The sequence below is a fragment of the Streptomyces sp. H39-C1 genome, from assembly GCF_027158125.1.
GTDB classification, from domain to species: domain Bacteria; phylum Actinomycetota; class Actinomycetes; order Streptomycetales; family Streptomycetaceae; genus Actinacidiphila; species Actinacidiphila fildesensis.
The window spans coordinates 17,982-42,896 of record NZ_JAPVLS010000034.1 but is presented as its reverse complement, the minus strand read 5'-3'; the positions used below and the strand labels follow the sequence as shown (position 1 = coordinate 42,896).

Sequence of the window (24,915 nt, the reverse complement as noted above, 5' to 3'; positions counted from 1 at the left end):
GTGCACACCTCGCATGCGAAGGCCCCCTGAACGTTCCACGTGGAACGTTCAGGGGGCCGGTGGATCCGCAGGTCAGAAGGCCCTTCCCGCCGCTGAGCAAGCGCAGGAACGAGACTCAGCCGTGACTCAGCCGAGGTCGAGGTCGGCCAGCGAGTAGGCGGCGAGATACGGCAGCCCGGCCGCCTCGATCGCCGGGGCGGCGCCGCGCTCCACGATGACGGCGACGGCCACGACCTCGCCGCCGGCCTCACGCACCGCTTCGACGGCGGTCAGCGGGGAGCCACCGGTGGTCGAGGTGTCCTCGACGACCAGGACGCGTCGGCCCTTGACCTCGGTGCCCTCGATCCGGCGCTGCATACCGTGCGCCTTGGTCGCCTTGCGGACGACGAAGGCGTCGAGCCGGCGGCCGCGGGCGGCGGCCGCGTGCAGCATCGAGCCGGCCACCGGGTCGGCGCCGAGCGTCAGCCCGCCGACGGCGTCGAAGTCGAGGTCCTTGGTCAGATCGAGCATCACCTGGCCGGTCAGCGGCGCCGCCTCGCCGTCCAGGGTGATCCGGCGGAGGTCGACGTAGAAGTCGGCCTCCAGCCCGGAGGAGAGGGTCACCTTGCCGTGGACCACGGCCTTGTCCTTGATCTGCTGCAGCAGGGCCTCGCGCACGTCACTCATAGCGTCGAGATTAGCCGCCGCGATCGGCTCGGGCGGAATCAGCCCAGCCGCTCCCAGGACCAGACCGTCGTGATCTCCAGCGGATCGATCGGGGTGACGAGGCGCGGCAGCGTGTTGAGGCCGTTCGGCGGCCCGGACTGCGGCTCGACGCACACGGCCTCGGGCTGCTCGTCGTAGACCACGACCCATTCGGCCGGGCTGGTCACCCGTACCCGCAGCTCGCCGGGCCAGGTCAGCGACACGTCCACTCCGTCCGGCATCCCGAAGCAGTCGTCCCACGGTCCGGGCTTCGGCTCGGTCCGCTTGCCCGTCGGCAGATGGTCGTCGCCGCGCTCCTCCTGCCACTCCGGGCTGAAGTCGATCTCGGCGTCGCGGCCGCCCTGTCCGAGGTTCCGCAGGAACCAGGGGTGCCAGCCGGCCTGCGCCGGGAAGGAGTCGGCGGACGCCTCCACCGCCAGGGTCATCCGCAGCTCGTTCTCGCCCAGCTCGAAGGTCTGCGTGACGCGGCCCGGATACGGCCACGGGTCGGCCAGGTCGAAGTAGTAGGAAGCCGCCGAGTCCGTTCCGGGCGGACCGTCGTGCCACGCGGTGTGCCGGCCCGTGCCGTGGATCGCGTGCGGAGCTGCGTCCACCGGCAGTTGGTGCACGATCCCGCCGTTGCGGAACCGGCCGTTCTCGGTCCTGCCGCACCACGGCACCATGATGAACGAGCCGTACCGGTCGCCCTGGCGCAGCAGTTCGGTCCCTCCGACCGTCAGCGAGGCGATCCGGCAGCCGTCCTGCGGCACCACGGTCAGTTCGGCGTCGCCCGCCGTCAGTTTCTTCCCAGTCGTCACCCTATGAGCGTAGGGCCTGACCCTCGATCATGTGTGCTCAGCACCCACCTACCGGCGGCGGCGCAGCACCCGGCCCACGACGACCGCGGAGGCCACCAGGACCGCGGCGGCGGGTGCGGCCCAGCGGAGGGTGGCGGTGGTGGAGGTGGTCGCCGCGGAGGGCGCGGGGGCGTAACGGCCGCGGGGCGGAGCGTGGTCGACCTCCTCCGCGCTGCGGCCGATCATCGTGCGGCGGGCGTGGGCCGCCTCGGCCGGGGGTTCGAGGTCGTCGAGCTCGGCCGCGGTCTCCGGGACCTCCACCTCGACCTCGTTCAGGTCCACCTCGACCAGCGCGATCTCCTCGGCCGGGTCCGGCTCCCCGCCCTCGTCGGCACCGTCGAGGCCGTCGACGACATCGGGTTCCTCGGGCAGTCCGGGGAGCCCGGCCGTCAGTTCCGCGGTGAAGCGGTCGAGCAGCCGGCGGGCCGCGGTCTCGCGGGCGGGGCCGTCGAACGTACCGAGCCGCCCGTCCGCGGTCGCGGTGCCGGTGAAGGACAGCATCGTGCCGGGAACGGCCTGGTCGGCCTCCTCGACGAGCACTCCGAGCGAGAACTTCACGGTGCCGGTGCCGCGCGCCTCCGCACCTTCGCCCTCGACGGAGAACCCGCCGTCGCGCTCGGTGACGCGGAGCGAGCCGCGGTAGGTGATCGTCGAACCGCCGGCCCGCACGCGCAGCCGGCCGGTGAGAACGTCCCCGCCGGGGTCGGGCTGCCAGCCGGGCAGGCTCGCGGCGACGCGGGCCGGGTCGGCGAGTGCCTGCCGAATGGTTTCCGCCAGGACCGGAACGAACACCTCATGCTCCATGCGGGGAGCCTACCGACCGTCGGCCGCCCAGGTCACCGGGTCGCACCGGCCGGACCGGACACAGGCCCGAGCCAGGCCTGCGAGCCGGACCGGAACCGGACCCGGAAGCGGACCCGGCAGCGGACCCGGCAGCAGGCGCGGAGCCGGGTCGCCACCCCACTCAGCCGCCCACCCGTGGCCGCATCAGTGTGGAAGGCGCGAGTCCGCTCTCGCGGGAGGCCCAGGCGGCCTCGCGCAGTGACCGCAGGGCCGCCGGGGTCAGTGAGCGCAGCGGTGGCGCGTCCGGGGCGAGCCGCAGCTCGGGCCGCTCGCGCGACGCCAGCACGAAGCCCCAGTCGGTGGGCCCGTCACCGGTCCTGCCGGACCAGCGGTCGGGTCCCGACGGTGGCCCGCAGTCCCGCCCGCCGGTGAGATACGGCACGGTGCGCAGCCCGGTGGCCCGCAGCGTCGCGTCGATCGTCCAGTAGGTGTGCCGGGCCGAGCTCGGCGAGCCGGCATGGACGGCGAGCCGTCCGTCCCGGGCCAGCGCGCGGCCCGCCAGGCCGTAGAACTCCTCGGAGTACAGCTTCGCGCTGCGCGAGATCCCGGGGTCGGGCAGATCGGCGAGGATCACGTCGTACGGCCCCGGGCGGCCGGCCCGGAGCCAGTCGAAGGCGTCGGCGGTGACGGTGCGGACCCGCGGATCGGCGTAGGCGTGCCGGTTGAGCGCGACGAGGTCGGCGTCCGTGCGGGCGAGCCGCACGAGCTCGCCGTCCAGGTCGACGACGGTCACCGACGTGACGTCCGGGTACCGGAGCACCTCGCGCAGGGCGAGGCCGTCGCCGCCGCCGAGGATGAGGACGCGGGAGTGCGGGCCGGCCATCGCCGGGTGCACCAGCGCCTCGTGGTACCGGAACTCGTCGGCTCCGCAGACCCGCAGCCGCCCGTCGAAGAAGAGCTGGACGGGGGCGCCGGAGCCTCCGGTCAGGACTATCTCCTGCACATCGGTCTGTTCGGCGACGCGCACATCGCCGCCGTACACCGCGCGCCGCGCGGCCTGTTCGAACGGGCCGGCCGTGAAGGCGGCGCCGCCGAGCACCGTCAGCACGCCGAGGTTGGCGACGAGCAGCCAGTTGCGGGCGCTCGGGGTCAGGTCGTTGCGGAACAGCCACAGCACCATCGCGGCGCCCGCGACCGCGTTCACCGCGCCGGTGACCAGCGCGCCGGTGAGCTGTCCGAACGCCGGCAGCAGCAGGAACGGGAAGGCGAGTCCGCCGGCGAGCGCGCCGACGTAGTCCGCGGCGAACAGATCGGCGACGGCGCCGCCGGCATCCTGCCGGCGGATCCGCTGGATCAGCGTCATGAGCAGCGGGATCTCGGCGCCGATCAGCACCCCGATGGCGAACGCGCAGCCGATCATCGCCGGCCGCGCCATCCCGAACCAGGCGAAGCACGCGTACAGCGCCATCACCGAGAGGCCGCCGACCAGCGCGAGCGCCGCCTCCACCCCCGCGAAGCCGACGGCCGCGACGCACCGTATCCGCTTGGCGAGCAGGGAGCCGACGCCCATGGCGAAGACCATCACCGACAGGATGACGGAGGCCTGGGTGACGGAGTCACCGACCAGGTAGGAGGCGAGCGCGACGAGTTCGAGCTCGTAGATCAGGCCGCAGGCGGCGCAGACGAAGACGGCGGCGAGGACCAGTGCACGGGCCGGCCCGACCGGTACGGGGAGCCGCACGGCGGACCGGCGGCTTGACTGGTCGATCATGAATGAACGCTATGTCAGGCTTGCGGTCGCATTTGTCACCCACAGGGGTGCATTTTGAGGGCACTTGACGTCACTTGAGGGCGCGATGAGTACCACCACGGCTCGCAAAAGTGCGCTCCGAGCGCCGGCACCGAAGCGCACTCCACCCGCGGCCCGCCCGCCGTACGGCTACGGAAGGGCACTGACGCGCGACCTCGTCGCCACCAACCGCCCTTCCTGGGGATAGGCGTGCCAGGTGCGCCAGCGGACGCTGCCCTCGCTGTGCTGGACGAGCATCGCGGTGAACGCGTGCGGATCCCCGGGAAACGTTCCCGCGAGACCGTGCGGATGATCCGCGACCAGTGCGAGCAGTTCCTGCGCCCGGCCCGCGAAGGAGCCGCGCGACAACGTCTCGACGCGTGCCGCGAATTCGTAGTCCCATATGCCGATCCGTTTGGCGACGCCAAAAGGGAGCGGAGTCTGACTTCCCGGGATGCAGGCGACGGTTTCCGAACAACCGCCGCCCTCGGATTCGATGAGTACCTGGTGGGAGGCGCCGAGCAGGCGCATCTGCACCTGCACGGGGGGCTGGTCCGCGCCGCTGAGCTGGAGGTCGAGCACGGCGAGCGCGGGGAGCGCTTCCCTGCCCAGGCACCAGGCCAGGTCTCCGGCACGGGTATCGGTGTAAGCGGTCTGGAGAGTGGTGAGCATGGGTCGGCTCCGCAAGCACGCAGTGGATGATGGGCCGACCCGCACCAGGTGGTGGATCTGGCGGGAACGTACGTCGGCTCGTGCCCACGTGGGGTCCGGTAGATACGGAATCATGAAACGCGGGGTGCCTTCAGCCTTTTTACCCATCTTCGCGCTCTTTACATCCCCAGGAGCGCGTATCGGTTCAGGTGTTCACCAAAACTGCGCCCGGCGGGTGACAGTTCCACCGGGCGCATATGCGAATGGGCATGGGCCACATGCAATTCCACGGATCAGCTGCTACCGCAGCCGCCGCCTCCTCCACAGGACGAACCCCCGCCACACGACGAACCGCCGCCACAGGAATGCCCGCCGGCGCAGGAGTGGTGACCGCCCCCGCCGTGGTGGCCGCCGCGCCCGGAGCCGCCCCCGTCCGAGCCGCCGAAGGCCCACCAGCTGCCGCCTCCCGCCGTGGCGCTCGCGCCGTCCGCGCCCGCCCGGCCCCGTCCGCGGCCCCGTCCCTTGCGCAGGTTCACCGATCGGCTCCGGCGCTGCAGTTGCATCGCTATGGCGATGATGACCACTACGGCGACCAGACCAATGAGGAATGCACGCATCTTCCCCGCCCCCCGTCTTCCTGAGCTGTGATGTTGTTCGTGCGACGGTGATGCCCCCGCCGAATCGGATCGAAAGCAGAGTTGAGGAAGTCCAGAGGTTCGAAAACTTCTCAGCGCGCCCGCACCAGCTGGTCGACGGCGGTGCGTACCGATTCCTCGCGCTTGCAGAAGGAAAATCGGACCAGCCAGGAAGGGGCGTCCTGCCCCTGGTAGAAGGCAGACGTCGGAATGGCGACGACGCCTGCCCGCTCCGGCAGTTCCCGGCAGAACGTGACGCCGTCCGTATAGCCCCAGGGCCGTACGTCCGCCTGCAGGAAGTACCCGGCCTCCGCGCGGTACGGGCGCAGCCCGGCCTGCTTGAGGCCGTCGCTCAGCAGATCGCGGTTGGTGCGCAGGGTGCCGCGCAGTTCCGCCGCCCACTCCTCGACGGAACCGAGCATCCGGGCCAGCGCCTCCTGGTACGGGGTGCCGGAGGCGTAGGTGAGGAACTGCTTGACGGAGCCGGCGGCGGCGACGAGCGGCGCGGGTCCGCAGATCCAGCCGATCTTCCAGCCGGTGACGTTGAAGGTCTTGCCCGCCGAGGAGATGATCAGCGTCCGCTCCCGCATGCCGGGCAGCGCCGCGATCGTCCGGTGCGGGGTCTCGTCGTAGACCAGGTGCTCGTACACCTCGTCGGTCACCACGATGAGCGAGTGTTCCCGGCAGACGTCGGCGATCGCGTCCAGTTCCGCGGCCGTGAACACCTTCCCCATCGGGTTGTGCGGGGTGTTGAGCACCAGGACGCGGGTTCTGGGCGTCACGGCGGCGCGCAGCGCGTCGGCGTTCATCACGAAGCCGTCGCCGTCGGCCTCCAGCGGGACGCCGACCAGCGTGGCACCGCTGAGCCGGGCGGCGGCGGGATAGGCGTCGTAGCAGGGGTCGAAGGCCAGGACCTCGTCGCCGGGGTCGCAGAACGCGAGCAGCGCCGCCGCGATGGCCTCGGTGGCGCCGGTGGTGATCAGCACCTCGCCGTCCGGCCGGTAGTCGAGCCCGTAGCGCCGCAGCTGGTGTTCGGCGACGGCGGTGCGGAGCGCCGGGAAGCCGGTGGCGGGCGGGTACTGGTTGTTGCCCGCGAGCACGGCCTCGGCCACGTCCTTGAGCAGCGTCGCGGGGCTGGCCAGTTCCGGCACTCCCTGCCCCAGATTGACGGCCCCGGTCCTTCTGGCCAGCTCCGTCATCTCGGTGAAGATCGACGTTCCGACGCCCCGCACCCGCGCGGCCGGACTCCACTCACCCATGCGTTCCCCATCCCTGAGCCACGTCCCGAGCCACTTCCCTGGGCCCACCACAGGAGGCTCACGATATGCGGCGGGGGACGGTGTCAGGGGGAGACGGGGTGAGGGGAGACGGTGTGCGGTGGGGGCTACTCGACGCGGTCCGGCTGGAATCCGCCGTTGACGATGTCGTGCGCGACATCGCTGAGCAGCCGGCGCTGGGTGCGGGCATGGCGGCGCATCGCGCTGAAGGCCTCGTCCACGGTGGTCCCCCAGCGGGCGGCCAGTACGCCCTTGGCCTGTTCGATCGCTATCCGGCTGTGCAGCGCGGTGTGCAGCTGGGCGCTGAGGTCGGCGTGCCGGCGCAGCGTCTGCTGGTGCAGGATGCCGATCGTGGCGGCGTCGGCCAGTGCCTGCGCCAGCCGGACGTCGGCACTGCTCAGCGGGGTCGCGCCGGCGCGCAGCAGGAGCAGCGAGCCGATCACCTCGCGCCGCAGCCGCATGGGCAGAGCGCAGACCACGCCGTATCCGGCGCGGCGGGCCTGGCCGGCGAAGTCCGGCCACTGCGGCGTCGAACGGGCGACGTCGAACGGCCCGACCGGTGATCCGGTGCGGTAGCAGTCCAGCGCGGGGCCCTCGCGCTGGTTCAGCGCCAGCAGGTCGGAGAGCTCGGCGCGGTCGTCGGAGGCGGCGGCCGGGTGCAGATCGGCGCCGGGCAGCGCGAGCATGATCGCGGCGGCCGACACCTCCAGGAGCTCCAGGCACCGGGTGGACAGCTGATGGAGGAACTCGATGATGTCGAAGTCGTCGATCAGCGTGTCCGCCAACTCGACGAAGGTGTCGGCCAGCCGTTGTTCGCGATCCATGATCGCCTGCCTTTCTGCCGCCGAACGTGGTTCCGAAGCCGTGCCGTGCGCCGTCCCGTCCCGCTCCGTCGCGCCCCCACCTCATCCCGCTCCGCCGCGCCCCGCCCTGTCCCGCCCCGTCCCGCCGCCGCCTTCCCGCCCGGTCCTTCACGATGCGGGATCGCGCGGCAGCTGCAGGCGGTTGCCGATGATGTCCCGGGCGACATCGAGGATGGGGCGGTCCGACGCGTACGCGTGGGCGCGCAGCCGCACCAGGGCATCCGGCAGCGGCACGTCCAGCCGGACGCTGCTGATCCCGGCCGCCTGGTGCACCTCCGCCCGGTGCAGGTCCCCGAACCCGGTCAGGAACCCGCTCCCGAAGCCGCCGCCGGTGGTCCTGCCGGTCCCGCCCCCACTGCCGCCCGGGTGCCCCGTCCCGGCGGCGAGAGGGGCGGGGCCCGTATCGCGCGGCCCCAGCGCCAGCAGGTAGACGGCCATGGCGTCGGCGATGGTCAGCGCGTCCGCGACGGCCCGCTCGCCCAGCGGTCCCGGCCGCCGCCGGTGGCCGGTCATCCCGCCGCAGCAGATCGCACCGAGCCGTAGCGGGAAGGCGAAGACCGCGAGCACTCCGGAGTCGACCGCGGCGGGGACGAAGGCGGGCCAGCGCTCCCCGAACGCGCGCTCCAGATTGGACTCCAGGTTCAGCGACCCGTCACGGGCGGCCTCCACACTGGGGCCCTCGCCGAGCGTGAACTGCAGATCGTCCAGCCGCGCGCTCCGCTCGTCGCTGAACCACAGCAGTTCCGTGCCGTCCGAGGCCACCGAGATCGCGATCCCGTCGACCCCGAGCACCTCGGCGCAGAGCCTGGTCCAGTCACGCGGCGGTCCCTGACCACCACTCAGGACCAGGACCCGGATCAGTTCAGCGACTTGGGAATCCACCATCCGAGCTTCCCGCGACGAGCCGCTGCCCTGCTACCGCGCCCAACGATGTTTTCCCGGCGCCTGATTGCGACACCGTCCGAATCCAGAATGCCCCGGCCCCCCGCGCCGGGCAAGGGCGTCCGCCAAGTGGGTGGAATGCGACTCGGCGTGCGCCCGGGAGCACATTCCTCAGGACGATCACCGCATAGTCGTACCGTCATTCCCGCCGCTCCGAGCGGAGCCGGGCGGACCCGACGGCGCCCCGACCGGGCACGGAAGGAGCGGTACGGTGCACACGGCCGAGCCGGTCTCGTCCAGCCCCCGAACCACCGGGTCGCACCCCGCACCCGACGCGCAGCCCGGCCGCTCCCCCGCCTGGCGCGGCTCCCTGCGCCGGGCCGCCCCCGCCCTGGTCCTCTTCGCCGCCACCCGGCTGGCCGGCGCCGTGCTGGTGACGGCGTGGGCGGTGCACGCCGGACTGCATCCGCGCAGTCTGTTCGGGCAGAGCTGGGACGCGCGCTGGTACGAGCGGATCGCCGAATGGGGCTACGGGACGTTCTTCCCGTCCGCCGTCACGCAGGGCATGAGCTTCAGCGATCTGGCGTTCTTCCCGCTCTACCCGGCGCTGATCAGGGCCGTCTCCGCCGTCCTGCCCATCGGCCCGGTCAACACCGCCCTGCTGATCTCCTGGGGCGCGGCCGCCCTGGCCGCCTGGGGGATCCACGCGATCGGCGAGCGGCTGTACGGCCGGCGGGCCGGGATCGCCCTGGTGCTGCTGTGGGGGCTGCTGCCGCACTCCGTCGTGCTGACGATGGCGTACACCGAGCCGCTGCTGACCGCCTGCGCCGCCTGGGCGCTCTACGCGCTGCTCACCCGGCGCTGGCTCGCCGCGGGGGTGCTGGCGCTGCTCGCCGGGCTGGCCCGCCCGAACGGCGTCGCGGTGGTGGCCGCCGTCGCCGTCACCGTCGCCGCCGATGCCTGGCGCCGCCGCCGGGAGGGGCTGCCGCAGGACCGGGCGGCCTGGGCGGCCGTGCTGATCGCGCCGCTGGGCTGGTGCGGGTACGTCGGCTGGGTGGGCCGGCAGACGGGCCGGCCGCTGGGGTACTTCGACGTGCAGCGCCGCTGGGGCTCGGAGTTCGATTTCGGCCGAAATTCCGTGGAGTACGTCCGGCATCTGATCCTCGACCGCGAGCAGCTCATGAGCTACATGGTCGTCGCGATCACCGCCGCCGCGCTGGTGCTGCTCGCGCTGGCGCTGCTGGAGCGGATCCCGCTGCCGCTGGCGGTCTACGCGGGGGTGCTGGTGCTCATCGCGCTGGGCGGCTCGCACTACTTCGGATCCAAGCCGCGCTTCCTGCTGCCGGCCTTCCCGCTGCTGGTCCCGGCCGCCCTGGCACTGGCGAAAGCCCGGCCGCGCACCGCCGCCGTAGCGGTGGCCGCATTGGCCGGGCTCTCGTTCTTCTACGGGACGTACCTGCTGACGGTCGTCTCCGCGCCGGTCTGATCCGGCGTTTCCGATCCGGCGTGGTTCAACCCAAGATCCACAATCCAAGATCCAAGATCCGGGCTGCGTCAGGCGTCGTCGCCGTTGGTGCCTTCGTCGCCCTTGGCGCCGCCGTCGGCGTCCACGTCCTTCTCGAGTCCGAGGGTCTCCACGACCCACTTGTCGAACTCGATCGAGGCGCGTACCCAGCTGACCGTGCTGGAGACGAAGTGCTCCAGGTTGACGCCCAGGCCGATCAGCATCTGCGCCTCGCCGATCAGACGGACGGAGCCGTCGTCGTGCGTGTGCGTGTAGACCTTCGGCCACAGGGTGCGGCGGTTCCAGTCGTCGATGACCTCGTGCAGCTGGGGCTTGTCATCGACGGTGTACGGCCGGTCGTAGAAGGTCCGGACCGCGAAGATCTGCTGGTCCTCCTCGCCGCGGAACATGAAGTACGCGCGGAATTCCTCCCACGGCGCCGCGAGGTCACCCTCGTCGTCGACGACGAACTTCAGCTCCATCTGTTCGAGCAGCTGCTTGACCAGGTCCTGGTCGGGGATGACCGCGCTGGCGGCGGGGCCGTTCTGCTCGGGGTCCGGCTGGCCCCCGAAATTAGGAATCGAGGACGGATCGATGCTCACCGTGAGTTCCCTTCGTACGGATTCCTTCCATCCTCCCCCATGCGCCGAGGGGTCTGGCAACCCCCGGCGGATCCACGCCGGGGGCAGCCTGCTCAGACCGTCTTGGACAGGGACGGGGCAGGGCCGACGATCAGGCCCTCACCCGCCCGGTCGACCCGTACGGTGTCACCGTCGACGACCTCGCCGGACAGGATCGTGCGGGCCAGCGGGTCACCGATCGCGGTCTGCACCAGGCGGCGCAGTGGCCGCGCGCCGTAGGCCGGGTCGTTGCCCTCGTCGGCGAGCCAGTCCAGGGCGGCGTCGGTGACGTCCAGGACCAGCCGGCGGTCCCGCAGCCGGTCGGCGAGCCGGTCCGTCTGCAGCCGGGCGATGTGCCGCAGCTCCTCCTTGTTCAGCGCGCTGAACACCACGATGTCGTCGAGCCGGTTCAGGAACTCCGGCTTGAAGGACATCCGCACCGTCTCCAGGACGCTCTGCTTCTTCTCCGCGTCCCCGAGCACCGGGTCCACCAGGTACTGGCTGCCCAGGTTCGACGTCAGGATCAGGATCGCGTTGCGGAAGTCGACCGTGCGGCCCTGGCCGTCGGTGAGCCGGCCGTCGTCGAGCACCTGCAGCAGCACGTCGAAGACGTCGTGGTGCGCCTTCTCGACCTCGTCGAGCAGCACCACGCTGTACGGGCGCCGCCGGACGGCCTCGGTGAGCTGGCCGCCCTCCTCGTAGCCGACGTACCCGGGCGGGGCGCCGACGAGCCGGGCGACGGAGTGCTTCTCGCCGTACTCGCTCATGTCGATGCGGACCATGGCGCGCTCGTCGTCGAAGAGGAAGTCCGCCAGCGCCTTGGCCAGCTCGGTCTTGCCGACGCCGGTGGGGCCGAGGAACAGGAACGATCCGGTCGGCCGGTCGGGGTCGGAGATGCCCGAGCGCGAACGGCGTACGGCGTCGGAGACGGAGCGGACGGCCTCGGTCTGGCCGATGAGCCGGCGGCCCAGCTCGTCCTCCATGCGCAGCAGCTTCTGGGTCTCGCCCTCCAGCAGCCGGCCGGCCGGGATGCCGGTCCAGGCGCCGACGACGTCCGCGATGTCGTCCGGCCCGACCTCGTCCTTGACCATGGTGTCCTTGGCGGCGGCCGCCTCGGCCTCGGTGGCCTCGGCCAGCTCGGCCTCCAGCCGCGGCTTCTCGCCGTAGAGCAGCTTGGACGCGGCCTCGAAGTCACCGTCGCGCTGGGCGCGCTCGATGTCCGTGTTCACCTCGTCCAGGCTCTCCTTGATGGCGCCGACGCGGTTCAGGCCCTCCTTCTCCTTCTCCCAGCGGGCGGTCAGGCCGCGCAGCTCCTCCTCCTTGTCGGCGAGGTCCTTGCGCAGCTTCTCCAGCCGCTGGACGGAGGCGGGGTCCGTCTCGTTCTTGAGTGCCATCTCCTCCATGCGCAGCCGGTCGACGGCGCGCTGCAGCTCGTCGATCGCGACGGGTGAGGAGTCGATCTCCATCCGGAGCCGGGAGGCGGCCTCGTCCACCAGGTCGATGGCCTTGTCCGGCAGGAACCGGGAGGTGATGTAGCGGTTCGACAGGGTCGCGGCGGCCACCAGCGCCGAGTCCGCGATCTGCACCTTGTGGTGCGCCTCGTACCGGCCCTTGAGCCCGCGCAGGATCGCGATGGTGTCCTCGACGGACGGCTCGGCCACCATCACCTGCTGGAAGCGGCGCTCCAGCGCCGGGTCCTTCTCGATGCGCTCGCGGTACTCGTCGAGCGTGGTGGCGCCGACCATCCGCAGCTCACCGCGGGCCAGCATCGGCTTGAGCATGTTGCCCGCGTCCATGGCGGAGTCGCCGCCGGCGCCCGCGCCGACGACCGTGTGCAGCTCGTCGATGAAGGTGATGACCCGGCCGTCGCTCTCCTTGATCTCGGAGAGCACCGCCTTGAGCCGCTCCTCGAACTCACCGCGGTACTTGGCGCCCGCGACCATCGCGCCGAGGTCCAGCGAGACCAGCCGCTTGTTGCGCAGCGACTCGGGCACGTCACCCTTGACGATGCGCTGCGCGAGGCCCTCGACGACGGCGGTCTTGCCGACGCCGGGCTCGCCGATCAGCACCGGGTTGTTCTTGGTGCGGCGGGACAGCACCTGGACGACCCGGCGGATCTCCTGGTCCCGGCCGATCACCGGGTCGAGCTTGCCCTCGCGGGCGGCGGCGGTGAAGTCCGTGCCGTACTTCTCGAGCGCCTTGTAGGTGCCCTCGGGATCCTGGCTCGTCACGCGCTGCCCTCCCCGGGCGGACTCGAAGGCGTCCAGCAGCTTCTTGGCCGTGGCCCCCCGCTGGACGAGCAGCTCGCCGGCCTGGCCGCCCTTGACGGCGATACCGATGAGCAGGTGCTCGGTCGAGATGTAGTCGTCCCCGAGGTCCTTCGCGCGCTGCGACGCGTCCGCGACGACGGCCAGCAGGTCACGGTTGGCCTGCGGGGGCGCGACCGTGGCGCCCTGGACGACGGGCAGCGCGGCGATCAGCCGCTCGGTGCCCGCGCGCAGCTCCGCGGCGTCGGCGCCGACCGCTGCCATCAGGTCCACGATGTTCTCGTTGTCGGCTCCGCCCAGCAGGGCGAGCAGCAGATGTGCGGGGGTGAGGTCCGGGTTCCCGGCGGACACCGCGTGTGCGTTGGCGGTGTTCAGCGCTTCCCGGCTCTTGTTGGTCAGCTCCGCTTCCACGGCCACCTGCAACCTCCTGTCGGATCACTCATTCAAGTTGAGTCTATGCCACTCAACCCTGGAACGGTAGCGTGCATTCCCATGGCCCGAGACCTACGCAACCCCGAATCCGCGTACCTGTCCTTCTGGCGCGAATATCACCTGTGCACCCTCACGACACCACGCCCCGACGGCAGCCCGCATGTCGTCGCGGTCGGCGTGACGTACGACCCCGAGGCCGGCCTCGCCCGCGTGATCACCAACAAGGCGAGCCGCAAGGTCGCGAACATCCTGGCCGCGGGACCCGACGGCGCCCGGGTGGCCGCCTGCCAGGTCGACAAGGGCCGCTGGGCCACCCTCGAGGGCGTCGCGACCGTCAGCACCGATCCGGAACGCATCGCCGACGCCGTCCGGCGCTACGGCGAGCGCTACGCGCGGACGCCCGCCTTCAACCCCGACCGCGTCGTCATCGAGATCGCGCTGACCCGCGCGATGGGCAGCGCCTGACCCCACCCGCCCCAGGGCCGTCCGCTCCGATCCCAGCAGCACCACCAGCACCTCCCGTCCCGCGTCGATCTCCCAAGGGCCTGGCGGCACTTGTACGTGACACGGCATCATGTCCCGTGCGGTGGAACGGCCGACAACGGGGAGAGTGCTGTGGCGCGTGTCTTGGGGATCGATCTCGGAACGACCTATTCCGCGATGGCGGTGGCCGACGCGTCGGGTGCGGCCACCATCGTCAGGAACCGTGAGGGGGAGAACATCACCCCGTCCGTGGTGATGTTCCAGGGCGACACGGTCGTCGTCGGATCCCAGGCCAAACGCTCCGCGATGACCGCGCCCGACCACGTCATCCAGTTCGCGAAGCGCTACATGGGCGAGCCGAACGCCATCTACACCTCCGAGTCCGGTGTCGCCTACCGGCCCGAGGAGATCTCCGCCCTCGTCCTGAAGCGGCTGCGCGAAGACGCCGAGATGATGCTCGGCGAAGCCGTCGACCAGGTCGTCATCACCGTCCCCGCCTACTTCGACGACGCCAGGCGGCGCGCCACCCAGGACGCCGGCCAGATCGCCGGCTTCGAGGTGCTGCGCATCGTCAACGAGCCCACCGCCGCCGCGCTCGCCTACGGGCTCGACCGCGTGGACGACGGCGAGGAGATCGGCACCGTCCTGGTCTACGACCTCGGCGGCGGCACCTTCGACGTGACGGTGATGCGCGTCGTGGACGGCGACTACGACGTGATCGCCACCGACGGCGACCGCAACCTGGGCGGCTTCGACTGGGACGGCGTCCTCATGGAGCACCTCAACGGGGCGTTCACCGCCGCCGGCGGGCGCGACCTCACCGACGACGGCGCGCTGCTCGCCGAGCTCCGCGACAAGGCCGAGATCGCCAAGCGCACCCTCTCCAACGCCCCGCAGGCCGTCGTCATGCTCTCCGCCGACGGCCGGCACGAGCAGATCCGCATCACGCGCGAGAAGTACGAGGAGCTCAGCGCCGACCTGCTGGACCGCACCCGCATCATCACCGAGGGCGTCCTCACGGACGCCTCGCTCACCTGGGCCGGTATCGACCGGGTGCTGCTCGTCGGCGGCTCGACGCGGATGCCGATGGTCGCGGACCTGGTGAAGCGGCTGTCCGGCAAGGACCCCGAGCGCGGTATCAACCAGGACGAGGTCGTCGCCCTCGGGGCGGCGCTGGTCGGCCTCGACGCCCAGGTGCGCGGCGAGCAGGCCAAGGAGAAGAAGAAGTACATCGGCAGTGGTGCCGTCGTGGAGACCTCGCCCGGCGACGGGCTCGCCCGGCTCACCAAGGGCAAGATCAAGTCCATCAAGGACGTCACCTCGCAGTCCCTCGGCATGGTGGCCACCCATGACCACGACCACTCGCTGCAGTACAACTCGATCATCGTGCCCCGCAACACCTCGGTCCCCACCCGCCGCAGCGACACCTTCCACACGCTGGCCAACCAGCAGACGAAGCTGCGCGTCGCCGTGACCGAGGGCGACGGCGAGGACCTGGACTACGTCAAGGTCGTCGGCGAGAGCACCCTGCAGATCCCGCCGTACCCGGTGGGCGCCCCGTTCGAGGTCTTCTACTCCTACGACGTCGACGGGATCATCCACGTCGAGGTCAAGGACGGCACCAGCGGCAAGTGGCTCGGCGAGTTCGAGGTCGAGCGGCTGGACAACCTCACCTCCCAGGAACTGGACGCGCTCAGCGACCGGGTCGCGCGGATCTCCGCGCTCTGAACTCCGCACACGCCTGATCCTTCGCGCCGCCCTCTGACCGGAGTCTCAACCCCATGACCAGCACCGGCGAATTCCGGGACTACTACGCCGAGTTCGAGCTCGACCCCGCCGACAGCGCCGAGGAGCTCGGCAAGAAGCTCGACGTCCAGCAGCGCGCCTGGGCGGGCAAGGCCAGCCGCGCGCCCAGCGCGGACAAGCGCCGCGAGGCCGAGGACCGGGTCGCCCAGATCACCGAGGCCCGCAAGGAACTCCTCGACCCGGCCCGCCGCACCGCGTACGACACCCGGCGCACCCAGCGGCTGCGCGCCCCGGAGCCGAAGGCGAAGCCGCAGCAGCGCTCCGGCGGCAAGTCCCTCCCCGGCCAGCAGGGCGGGGACGCCCCGCGGACCCGCGACTGGCTGGAGGCCGCCCGCACAGAGGTCCGGCGCGGCAACCCCACCGCCGCCCTCTACGAGGCCCAGCAGGCCGTCCACTTCGACGACACGAACGCCGACGCCTGGCAGCTGCTCGGGGCGCTGCACCTGGACGCCGGGGACACCGCCGCCGCCATCCAGGAGTTCCGCCGCTCCATCACCCTCGCGCCGCGCAACGCGTACAGCCACTTCCTCATGGGCAGAGCCGGCCGCGCGGTCAACGACCTCCCGACCGCGATCACCTGGCACCTGAAGGCCTGCGCGCTGGAGCAGGACAACACCGAATACCGCATCTACCTCGGTGACGCCCTGTACGCCGCCGGCCAGTACGACGAGGCCCTGCAGCACTATGAGCGCGCACTGACCGACCAGCCGGAGCACGCGGGGCTGCGCAACCAGATCAGCTCCATCTGGTCGCTCCGCGCCGAGGGCGCCAAGACCTACCACCCCTTCACCCAGCAGCGGCTGATCACCTCGGCCGAGGCCGCCCGCCGCATCGACGGCATCGTGGACCAGGCGCTCGCCGTCCAGCCCACCGACCAGGAACTCGTGCAGAAGCTCCACACCGACCAGGCCGCCGCGCGCTACGCGACGGGAAAGACCTGGCGCGGGCGCAAGAGCATGTTCGGCGTCGTGCTGATCTTCGTCATCATCGCCTACGCCCTGCCCGATGGCGGCGTCGCGAACTGGATCAGCAACGTGCTGCTGCTCGCGACGATCGTGCTCCTGGTACGCCTCGGCTGGAAGCCCCGCTGGTGGCACGCCCGCAAATCGCTGCCCCCGAACGCCGTACAGCCGGACTGGAGCCAATCGTGAGCATTCCGCCGCCGCACCCGGAGGCGCCCCCCGGCATCCCGGCGCCCGCCGCACCGCCCGCGCCCGCTTCCCCGGGCCCCGACGTGCTCAACGTCGTCGCCGACGCCGTCGACGGGCTGCGCGACGAAGTCGCCGCGCTCGGCGACCAGTTCCGCCGCCGGCTGCTCAACGACCGCGAGACCCGCCGCTCCGTCGAGGAGCTCCACCAGGAGCTCGACCACACCCGCAAGCTCGCCGAGGGCCGCACGGTCCAGCCGCTCCTGTACGACCTGGTGCTGCTGCTCGACCGCGTCGAGCGCGAGACCGACCCGTTCGCCGACTCCGTCCGCGCCGAGCTCTCCACGGTCCTGGAGAAGTACGGCATGACGCGGATGCCGATCGAAGCGGGCGTCTTCAACCCCGCCACCCAGGAGGCGGTGGGCACCGTACCGGCCCTCAGCCCCGACCTCGTGGGCCACGTGGCACGCATCGTGCGCCACGGCTACGCGATGGGACCCCGCCTGATCCGCGCCCAACAGGTGCTGGTCCACGCGGCCGAGTAGTGGTTCTGTTGCGCGTCAGCGCGCGAGGTGATCGAAGGCGCCGGCCTTCGCGGCGCGGAGTAGCGCGCGGAGGGCGGCGGGGGTGGTGGTTATGACGGCCAGGGGGTCGTCACTCTCCCGGAGGTGGACGAGGCCTGTGTCGCCGGCCGCCACCTCGACGCAGTCGCCGTTGCCGCCACCGCTGAACGAGGACTTCCGCCACGCGAGCTCGGACATCTGACCCCTTTTCACATGCTGTACATGACGTGCTGGATGAGACTCAACGAGTCGCGGGACTCGTGCGACTCCGGCTCGGACTCCGGATCCACCGCGTCGAGCGCCAGCACGGACAGCCTTTCGAACATCTTCGCGTATTCGTCGAGGTGCTGGCCATCCCGCAAGAATACGGAGTTCAGCGGGTGCTCCAGGTGGACGGTGTCCAGTCCCGAGGTCGCCCCGCCGAAGATCCCGAAGGAACGGCTGAAGGCCGAGTATGCACCCGCCTCGTACGGGAAGACCTGCACGAAGACGTTGGGCTGCCTCGCAACCTCGATCAGTCGCAGCAGCTGTCGGCGCATGGTTTTCGCGCCGCCGACGCGGGTGTGCAGCGCGGCCTCGTGGATGATCGCCCGGTAGGTGACCGTCGAGGGCGCCGCCAGAACGCTCTGGCGGGCCATGCGGAAGTCCACATACCGCTCCACGCGCTTCGCGTCGTGTTCCGACTCCGAGATCACCGCCCGTGCGTAGTCGGCGGTCTGCAGCAGGCCGGGCACGATGAGCGACTCGTGGATCCGGATTCCGGCCGACCGTGACTCCAGTTCGGCAAGGTCGGCGGCCACCGGGGCAACCACGTCGCGGAACTCGTCCCACCAGCCTTTGCCCCGTTCCTGCGCCATCTCCATCAAGCCGTCGAAGAGCGGTCCTTCCTCGCAGCCGTAGGCGCGCAGCAGCTTGTACAGACCGTTCCGCGGTACATCGACCCGGCCTGCCTCGATGTGGCTGATGCGCGTCCGCTCCACACCCAGCACAGCACTCGCCGCGTCGCCGGCCAGCCCGGCGTGGCTCCGCAACTTCCGAAGCTCGACTCCCAGTCGACGCTGACGCTCGCTCGGGGTACTCCTCGGCGGCATGTGAACCCTCCTCGTGACCGAGGGCAGTCTGCACGTCCGGCCACCCTCGTTCCACCGATCAACTCGCACACCACTCTTGCGGGTTGAATTTCGCGGACACACTTGTAACTCTACGGAAGCTGTCCCTACCTTCGTAGCGACCCGCCCATCGCGACGGAACCGGAAGTGCATCTGCCCCAACGGTAGTTGGGGCAGGCAGAGCCACCATCCTCGCGTGGGCCCCCGCCCCACGGAAGCGCGAACCCCCATGACGAATGGAACCGACTTCTCGCTCGTCTTCCCGCCCGACCCCGTATGGGTCCGCTCCGCCCGCGAGGGCGTCCGTACGCTGCTCACCGCTACCGGCGGCGGAGCCGAACTCTCCGATGTGGCGTTACTGCTGACGTCCGAGGTCGTCACGAACGCCGTGCTCGCCTGTCGGCGAGCCGGCACTCAGGCGCGCCTGACGCTCTTCGCCGAGTGCGCAACGCCCGGCGCGTTGCGGGTGCTGGTCACCGATGACGCGCCGGGGCTGCCGCAGCCGCACGCACGGCCCGGGGGCGAGGAGGAGCACGGGCGCGGGCTGCCGTTGCTCAGTGCGTGTGCGACGGCGTGGGGGGTGTGCCGGCACGGGCCGGGGCCCGGGAAGGGCGTCTGGTTCGAACTGAGTTGATCGTCAGGCTCATAACCCAAGCCGCCCCGGCCGCGTGGGCTTACCGTGTGCCGTATGGGGGAGCAGAAGCCAGAGGGGACCGGCGTCGTGGTCGTGGACGGCCGGAACCGGGTGTGGGTCGAGAAGGGCGCGGTGCACTGGCAGCGCGGCCGTAGGACCACCGTCGTTCCGGGAGCACGGGTACGAGAGGTCCGCCGCCACGAAAAGGGGTTGAGCCTGCTTCTGGCCGATGACGCGAAGGAGCCGACCCCCCTGACACTGCGGCACAGGAATCCAGAGGTACTGGCCGCCCTCGCCGCGGACATCGACGCCATCATCGAGGACAGCGCCGAACGGCAGCCGGAGGTCCGCGAGGACACCGCACCGTCCCAGCTGCGGCGGGCGGTCCACGCAGCCGGCGGGTGGATCACACACGTTGTGCGGCACGGTCCGCCGTGGCAGCGGTGCGCGCTGGCCTACGTCGTGCTCGGGGCACCGATCATGCTGCTGATACCGGTTGAGCCTCGCACTTCGGGACTTGAGGCATGGGCCATGTCGCTGCCCGGACTCGCACTTCTGGGCTTCTGGGCGGACCTGTCCGAGTTCCGCACCCACCTGATCGTTGGGTGGCGTGGCGTAACGGCCCGTGCGGAGTCCACCCGTAGTGACACCGCCGAGGACGACGCCCCCGACTACACGCATCGCTTTCGGACTCTCGACGGTGACGCACGCGAGCATCAATCGCACACCGCTGCCCGGAGAGGCGAGATCCGCTACGACCCCCGCGATCCCCGTCGCGTGGTCGTTCCGACCCGGATCAAATGGCTGTCGGAAATCGCGCTGGGGTTCTTCCTCGCCGGCGCCTGGGGCGTCCTGCTCGTCACACCACTCATCGTGTGGCTTCTCGCGCTCCCCAGCAGGCTGTAACCGCCGTCACCGCAGCCGTCTCCCGCTGCGGTGACCGCTCTGCTAGGGCGTGGCGTCGGCGCCCGTGTCCGCGGTGACCTTGGCCAGGAAGACGTCGAGGTTCCGGATCGTCCGGGCGATCTGCTCGTCCAGGGTGAGGGTCTCCTCGAACCGCTGGGCCGTCGCGACCTTCTTCTTGCCCCGCACATACAGCGAACAGGCCAGGTCGGCGCAGATGTACGTGCCGATCGTGTTGCCGTTCCGGCCCTCCGGGCCGGCCTTCGGGGCGACGAGGAGGTCGACGCCGCCGCTCGCGTGGTTGGTGACGCACAGCGAGCAGAGGCTGGTGCGCAGCATGTTGCGGCGGGCTCCGCCCGAGCTGCGCAGCGCGATTCCGGTGAGGCCGCCCTCGTGGGCTGCCACCAGGTAGCCGCGGTCCGGGGCTCCGGGGTCGCGCCAGCCGAGGAAGTCGAGATCTGCCCAGGGCAGGTCGGCGAAGTCCCGGGGCAGGTTGAGGCGGCGTGCTTCTCCCTTGGAACAGTTCACGAAGGAGGCACGGATCTGCTGTTCGACGAGCGGTTCCATAGTGCCTCGACGCTAACAGCCGGGTCCGGACATGTCGTCCGGATATTCGGGGGGGGCGGCCCGGTGGCACGGCCTGTGACACGACGAAGCCCGGCACCCCCGAGGGGATGCCGGGCTCGTACACAAGAGCGACTAATCGTTCCGCTTGGGACGCCAGACGACCAGCGCGGTCGTCTGCTTCTCCTGGTACGGGACCAGGTCGCGGCGGTAGGAGGCATGCACGGCGGCCTCACGCTGCTGGATGGCGGCCGACATGCCTTCGGCGGCCACCGCGAGCTCGGCGATGCGCGCCTGGAGCGCGGTCACCTGGTTCTCCAGCTCGATGATGCGCTTGATGCCGGCGAGGTTGATGCCCTCGTCCTGCGACAGCCGCTGCACCTCGCGGAGCAGCTCGATGTCGCGGGCCGAGTAACGGCGGCCACGGCCGGCGGTGCGGTCCGGGGAGACCAGGCCGAGCCGGTCGTACTGGCGCAACGTCTGCGGGTGCAGCCCGGAAAGCTGGGCCGCCACCGAGATGACGTAGACCGGTGACTCCTCGGTCAGCTGATACGGGTTACGCATCCGACCGCCCCGCATGCCGTCCATGTCATGCTCCCTTCGCGGCCTTGAAGAGTTCCGCCCGCGGGTCGAACTCCGCTGTGGCCTCCCGGTAGGACTCCAGCGCGTCGAGCGCCTTGCCCTCGGTCTTCTCCGGTACCGCGACCTCCACGGTGACCAGCAGGTCACCACGGCTGCCGTCCTTGCGGAGCGCGCCCTTACCGCGGGCCCGCAGAGTACGCCCGTTGGGCGTGCCCGGGGGCAGCTTCAGGGTGACCGGCGGACCGCCGAGGGTCGGTACCTTGATCTCGCCGCCGAGTGTCGCCTCCGGGTAGGAGACCGGCACGGTGACGGTGAGGTTGTCGTCCTTGCGTCCGAACACGGGGTGCTTGGCGACATGGACGACGACGTACAGATCGCCGGCCGGGCCGCCGCGCTCGCCCGGTGCGCCCTTGCCGCGCAGCCGGATCCGCTGGTTGTCGGTGACACCCGCGGGAATCCTGACCTGCATGGTGCGGGAACTGCGGGCGCGCCCGCTGCCCTTGCAGACGTCGCAGGGGTCCTGGGCGATGAGGCCGCGGCCCTTGCAGTCCACACACGGGTCGGTGAGCGAGAAGCCGCCACCGCCGCCGCGCGACACCTGGCCGGTGCCGACGCAGGTCGGGCAGACCCGGGGGGTGCCGTTCTTGTCGCCGGTGCCGGAGCAGACCTTGCAGGGGGCCTGGCTGGACATCCGGAGCGGGACCGTGGCCCCGTCCACCGCCTCGGTGAAGCTGAGCGTCACCTCGGACTCGATGTCCTGGCCGCGACGCGGCTGGACGCGGGTGCCGGTGCCGCCGGCGCCCCGGTTGAACAGACCGCCGAAGACATCGCCGAGACCGCCGCCGAACCCGCCGGCCTGGCCGGTCTGCGTGCCGCCGCCCTGGGCCCCTCCGAAGAGGTCGCCGAGGTCGAAGCCGAAACCGCCCTGGCCGCCGGCACCGCCGGGACCGCTGCGCAGTCCGCCGTTGCCGAACAGCGCGCGGCCGTCGTCGTACTCCTTGCGGCGCTTGGCGTCGGACAGGACGTCGTTGGCCTCGGAGATCTCCTTGAAGCGCTCCTCGGCCTTGGCGTCGCCCTTGTTGGCGTCCGGGTGGAACTCGCGGGCGAGCTTCCGGTACGCCTTCTTGATCTCCGCCTCGGTCGCGTCCTTCGGGACGCCGAGAACCTTGTAGAGGTCCTTCTCGTACAAGTCCCTGCTGATGCTCATCCTCGCCGTCCCTCCTTCCCGTGTGTCGCGTCAGCCCTCGTCCGGGCCACCGCTCTCCTCGTCAGCCTCGTCCTCACCCTTGCCCGCCGCGCCCGGCTGGGGCTCGGCGACGGCGACGCGGGCCGGGCGGATGGTCCGCTCACCGATCCGGTACCCGGGCTGCAGGATCTGCACGCAGGTGGTCTGCGTGACATCCGGCGAGTAGCTGTGCATGAGGGCCTCGTGCACCAGCGGGTCGAAGGGCTCGCCCTCCTTGCCGAACTGCTGCAGACCCAGCTTGGCCACCACGGTCTCCAGCGACTCGCCGACGGACTTGAAACCGCCGACCAGCTCGCCATGATCCCGCGCGCGGCCGATGTCGTCGAGTACCGGGAGCAGTTCGGTCAGCAGGTTCGCGACCGCGACCTCCTTGACCGCGATGCGGTCCCGGTCCACCCGGCGCCGGTAGTTCTGGTACTCGGCCTGGAGCCGCTGGAGGTCCGCGGTGCGCTCGGTGAGCGCGCTGCGGGACTGGTCCAGCTGGGCCTTCAGCGCTGTGATCTGATTCGCGTCCCCGGCCGGGGCCGCCGGCTCCGCCTCATCGGCGGAACCGGCGGCCTTCGCCGCTTCGTTGTCGGGCGTCGCGCTCTCGGACTCCGCGGCATCGGAGGGGACGTCGGGCTCCTTGTCGAAGCCCTTCGACTCCTCCGTCACGCGGCACCGTCCTTCGGCTTGTCCTCGTCCACGATCTCGGCGTCGACGACATCGTCGTCGGCCTGGGCCTGGCCGGCACCCGCGGCGTCCTCGGGACCGGCGGCGCCGGCACCTTCGGCCTGGGCGTTGGCGTAGAGCGCCGTGCCGAGCTTCTGGCTCGTGGCGGCGACCTTCTCGGTGGCCTCGCGGATCGCGGCGACGTCCTCGCCCTTGAGCTTCTCCTTGAGGTCCGCGACGGTCGTCTCGACCTCTTCCTTCACGTCCGCCGGGAGCTTGTCCGTGTTGTCGGCGATGAACTTCTCCGTCTGGTAGACGAGCTGTTCTGCCTGGTTACGGGTCTCGGCGGCCTCGCGGCGCTTGTGGTCCTCTTCGGCGTACTGCTCGGACTCGCGCATCATGCGGTCGATGTCGTCCTTCGGCAGCGCGGAGCCACCGGTGACGGTCATGCGCTGCTCCTTGCCGGTGCCGAGGTCCTTGGCGCCGACGTGCATGATGCCGTTCGCGTCGATGTCGAAGGTGACCTCGATCTGCGGCATCCCGCGCGGGGCCGGCGGCAGACCGGTCAGCTCGAACATCCCGAGCTTCTTGTTGTACGCCGCGATCTCGCGCTCGCCCTGGTAGACCTGGATCTGGACGGACGGCTGGTTGTCCTCGGCCGTCGTGAAGATCTCGGAGCGCTTGGTCGGGATCGTGGTGTTGCGCTCGATGAGCTTCGTCATGATCCCTCCCTTGGTCTCGATACCGAGGGACAGCGGGGTGACGTCGAGCAGCAGGACGTCCTTGACCTCGCCCTTCAGGACACCGGCCTGCAGTGCGGCGCCGATGGCGACGACCTCGTCCGGGTTCACGCCCTTGTTGGCGTCCTGACCGCCGGTCAGCTCCTTGACGAGCTCGGCGACGGCGGGCATACGGGTCGAGCCGCCGACCAGAACCACGTGGTCGATCTCGGACAGCTGGATGCCGGCGTCCTTGATGACGTTGTTGAACGGGTTCTTGCAGCGGTCCAGGAGGTCCGCGGTGAGCTGCTGGAACTGGGCGCGGGTGAGCTTCTCGTCCAGGTGCAGCGGGCCCTCGGCGGAGGCCGTGATGTAGGGCAGGTTGATCGAGGTCTCGGTGGACGAGGACAGCTCGATCTTCGCCTTCTCAGCGGCCTCACGGAGGCGCTGGAGGGCCATCTTGTCCTTGGACAGGTCCACGCCGTGACCGTTGGCGAACTGCTTCACCAGGTAGTCGACGACCCGCTGGTCCCAGTCGTCACCACCGAGGTGGTTGTCACCGTTGGTGGCCTTCACCTCGACGACGCCGTCGCCGATCTCCAGCAGCGAGACGTCGAAGGTGCCGCCACCGAGGTCGAAGACGAGGATGGTCTGGTCGTCCTTGTCGAGGCCGTAGGCCAGAGCGGCGGCCGTCGGCTCGTTGACGATGCGCAGGACGTTGAGGCCCGCGATCTCGCCGGCTTCCTTGGTCGCCTGGCGCTCGGAGTCGTTGAAGTACGCCGGGACGGTGATGACCGCGTCCTGGACCTTCTCGCCCAGGTAGGCCTCGGCGTCACGCTTCAGCTTCTGCAGGATGAAGGCGCTCATCTGCTGCGGGTTGAAGTCCTTGCCGTCGACGTTGATCTTCCAGTCGGTGCCCATGTGGCGCTTGACCGACCGGACGGTCCTGTCGACGTTCGTGACTGCCTGGCGCTTAGCGACCTCTCCGACGAGCACCTCGCCGTTCTTGGCGAAGGCGACGACGGACGGCGTGGTCCTGGCGCCTTCGGCGTTGGTGATGACGGTGGGCTCGCCGCCTTCGAGAACGCTGACGACGGAATTAGTCGTGCCCAGGTCGATGCCGACCGCACGTGCCATGGTAAATCCTCCAGCTGACCGACTTGAGTGGAACTGGCTCAAGGGTGCATCAGAGAGCGAAACCTGTCAACAGAGCTGAGTGGAGGCGACTCAACTCTTCGACTGTTCGATCGCTCACAGCTTCGG

Annotated in this window: 24 protein-coding genes; 7 read left to right on the top strand and 17 right to left on the bottom strand. The window is 70.7% G+C overall.

Features of this window, described 5'->3' with window-relative positions; translation table 11 throughout:
- Window positions 1–126: 126 nt before the first annotated feature.
- From pyrE to O3W51_RS22650, 8 genes are all read right to left on the bottom strand, one after another.
- Window positions 127–666 carry an orotate phosphoribosyltransferase gene (gene pyrE / locus O3W51_RS22685; protein WP_138357064.1) on the bottom strand — a complete coding sequence of 180 codons (540 nt, stop codon included), beginning with the start codon at window positions 664–666 and terminating at the stop codon, window positions 127–129.
- Between the two features lie 38 nt (window positions 667–704).
- Complete coding sequence (locus tag O3W51_RS22680; protein WP_138357063.1) at window positions 705–1,502, bottom strand: aldose epimerase family protein; 798 nt, start codon at window positions 1,500–1,502, stop codon at window positions 705–707.
- A 48-nt stretch (window positions 1,503–1,550) separates the two neighbouring features.
- Window positions 1,551–2,345 (bottom strand): carbon monoxide dehydrogenase subunit G, encoded by a 795-nt coding sequence (locus tag O3W51_RS22675; RefSeq protein ID WP_138357062.1) that lies wholly within the window; start codon window positions 2,343–2,345, stop codon window positions 1,551–1,553.
- A 160-nt stretch (window positions 2,346–2,505) separates the two neighbouring features.
- Entirely contained in the window at window positions 2,506–4,095 is a 1,590-nt protein-coding gene (locus tag O3W51_RS22670) for a polyamine aminopropyltransferase (protein ID WP_138357061.1), read from the bottom strand.
- A gap of 168 nt (window positions 4,096–4,263) precedes the next feature.
- Window positions 4,264–4,785, bottom strand: a complete 522-nt coding sequence (locus O3W51_RS22665) for a DUF2617 family protein (RefSeq protein ID WP_138357060.1) — start codon at window positions 4,783–4,785, stop codon at window positions 4,264–4,266.
- A gap of 706 nt (window positions 4,786–5,491) precedes the next feature.
- Window positions 5,492–6,658: an aminotransferase class I/II-fold pyridoxal phosphate-dependent enzyme gene (locus O3W51_RS22660; RefSeq protein ID WP_138357059.1), complete on the bottom strand. Its 1,167-nt coding sequence runs from the start codon at window positions 6,656–6,658 to the stop codon at window positions 5,492–5,494.
- A 125-nt stretch (window positions 6,659–6,783) separates the two neighbouring features.
- Window positions 6,784–7,500: a GAF and ANTAR domain-containing protein gene (locus O3W51_RS22655; protein ID WP_138357058.1), complete on the bottom strand. Its 717-nt coding sequence runs from the start codon at window positions 7,498–7,500 to the stop codon at window positions 6,784–6,786.
- A gap of 147 nt (window positions 7,501–7,647) precedes the next feature.
- Window positions 7,648–8,424, bottom strand: coding sequence for an ANTAR domain-containing protein (locus tag O3W51_RS22650; protein ID WP_138357057.1), 777 nt, complete (start codon window positions 8,422–8,424; stop codon window positions 7,648–7,650).
- Window positions 8,425–8,692: 268 nt separating this feature from the next.
- Between O3W51_RS22650 and O3W51_RS22645 the strand changes: the two genes are divergently transcribed.
- Window positions 8,693–9,907: a hypothetical protein gene (locus O3W51_RS22645; protein ID WP_198357294.1), complete on the top strand. Its 1,215-nt coding sequence runs from the start codon at window positions 8,693–8,695 to the stop codon at window positions 9,905–9,907.
- Window positions 9,908–9,975: 68 nt separating this feature from the next.
- On the opposite strand, the gene O3W51_RS22640 is transcribed toward O3W51_RS22645, so the two are convergent.
- Both O3W51_RS22640 and clpB read right to left on the bottom strand, forming a co-directional pair.
- On the bottom strand, window positions 9,976–10,527 hold the full coding sequence (locus O3W51_RS22640) for a YbjN domain-containing protein (RefSeq protein WP_138358838.1): 552 nt from the start codon (window positions 10,525–10,527) through the stop codon (window positions 9,976–9,978).
- 92 nt (window positions 10,528–10,619) lie between these two features.
- Window positions 10,620–13,223: an ATP-dependent chaperone ClpB gene (gene clpB, locus O3W51_RS22635; protein WP_269287248.1), complete on the bottom strand. Its 2,604-nt coding sequence runs from the start codon at window positions 13,221–13,223 to the stop codon at window positions 10,620–10,622.
- A gap of 81 nt (window positions 13,224–13,304) precedes the next feature.
- Here clpB and O3W51_RS22630 point away from each other — a divergent pair, with 81 nt between their 5' ends.
- From O3W51_RS22630 to grpE (O3W51_RS22615), 4 genes are all read left to right on the top strand, one after another.
- Window positions 13,305–13,709 carry a pyridoxamine 5'-phosphate oxidase family protein gene (locus O3W51_RS22630; protein WP_187144960.1) on the top strand — a complete coding sequence of 135 codons (405 nt, stop codon included), beginning with the start codon at window positions 13,305–13,307 and terminating at the stop codon, window positions 13,707–13,709.
- Between the two features lie 150 nt (window positions 13,710–13,859).
- Window positions 13,860–15,455, top strand: coding sequence for an Hsp70 family protein (locus O3W51_RS22625; RefSeq protein ID WP_244809318.1), 1,596 nt, complete (start codon window positions 13,860–13,862; stop codon window positions 15,453–15,455).
- Between the two features lie 53 nt (window positions 15,456–15,508).
- Complete coding sequence (locus O3W51_RS22620; protein ID WP_138358842.1) at window positions 15,509–16,684, top strand: tetratricopeptide repeat protein; 1,176 nt, start codon at window positions 15,509–15,511, stop codon at window positions 16,682–16,684.
- Window positions 16,681–17,226, top strand: coding sequence for a nucleotide exchange factor GrpE (gene grpE, locus O3W51_RS22615; RefSeq protein WP_164294596.1), 546 nt, complete (start codon window positions 16,681–16,683; stop codon window positions 17,224–17,226). Before O3W51_RS22620 ends, grpE (O3W51_RS22615) begins: the two co-directional genes overlap by 4 nt.
- 15 nt (window positions 17,227–17,241) lie before the next feature.
- Here grpE (O3W51_RS22615) and O3W51_RS22610 read toward each other — a convergent pair whose 3' ends face one another.
- Together O3W51_RS22610 and O3W51_RS22605 are read right to left on the bottom strand one after the other, a co-directional pair.
- Window positions 17,242–17,442 (bottom strand): DUF397 domain-containing protein, encoded by a 201-nt coding sequence (locus tag O3W51_RS22610; protein WP_138358846.1) that lies wholly within the window; start codon window positions 17,440–17,442, stop codon window positions 17,242–17,244.
- Window positions 17,443–17,453: 11 nt separating this feature from the next.
- Window positions 17,454–18,335, bottom strand: a complete 882-nt coding sequence (locus O3W51_RS22605) for a helix-turn-helix domain-containing protein (protein WP_138358848.1) — start codon at window positions 18,333–18,335, stop codon at window positions 17,454–17,456.
- Between the two features lie 247 nt (window positions 18,336–18,582).
- Between O3W51_RS22605 and O3W51_RS22600 the strand changes: the two genes are divergently transcribed.
- Complete coding sequence (locus tag O3W51_RS22600; protein WP_138358850.1) at window positions 18,583–18,987, top strand: ATP-binding protein; 405 nt, start codon at window positions 18,583–18,585, stop codon at window positions 18,985–18,987.
- Between the two features lie 54 nt (window positions 18,988–19,041).
- Window positions 19,042–19,893 (top strand): hypothetical protein, encoded by an 852-nt coding sequence (locus tag O3W51_RS22595; protein WP_138358852.1) that lies wholly within the window; start codon window positions 19,042–19,044, stop codon window positions 19,891–19,893.
- A gap of 42 nt (window positions 19,894–19,935) precedes the next feature.
- Here the strand turns inward: O3W51_RS22595 and O3W51_RS22590 are convergent, their stop codons facing one another.
- From O3W51_RS22590 to dnaK, 5 genes are all read right to left on the bottom strand, one after another.
- On the bottom strand, window positions 19,936–20,457 hold the full coding sequence (locus tag O3W51_RS22590) for an FBP domain-containing protein (RefSeq protein WP_138358854.1): 522 nt from the start codon (window positions 20,455–20,457) through the stop codon (window positions 19,936–19,938).
- Between the two features lie 132 nt (window positions 20,458–20,589).
- Window positions 20,590–21,042, bottom strand: a complete 453-nt coding sequence (locus O3W51_RS22585) for a heat shock protein transcriptional repressor HspR (RefSeq protein WP_269287231.1) — start codon at window positions 21,040–21,042, stop codon at window positions 20,590–20,592.
- 1 nt (window position 21,043) lies between these two features.
- Window positions 21,044–22,243, bottom strand: a complete 1,200-nt coding sequence (gene dnaJ / locus O3W51_RS22580) for a molecular chaperone DnaJ (RefSeq protein ID WP_138358858.1) — start codon at window positions 22,241–22,243, stop codon at window positions 21,044–21,046.
- Window positions 22,244–22,273: 30 nt separating this feature from the next.
- Window positions 22,274–22,936: a nucleotide exchange factor GrpE gene (gene grpE, locus O3W51_RS22575; RefSeq protein WP_138358860.1), complete on the bottom strand. Its 663-nt coding sequence runs from the start codon at window positions 22,934–22,936 to the stop codon at window positions 22,274–22,276.
- Window positions 22,933–24,789 carry a molecular chaperone DnaK gene (gene dnaK / locus O3W51_RS22570; protein ID WP_138358862.1) on the bottom strand — a complete coding sequence of 619 codons (1,857 nt, stop codon included), beginning with the start codon at window positions 24,787–24,789 and terminating at the stop codon, window positions 22,933–22,935. Before dnaK ends, grpE (O3W51_RS22575) begins: the two co-directional genes overlap by 4 nt.
- Between the last annotated feature and the right edge of the window lie 126 nt (window positions 24,790–24,915).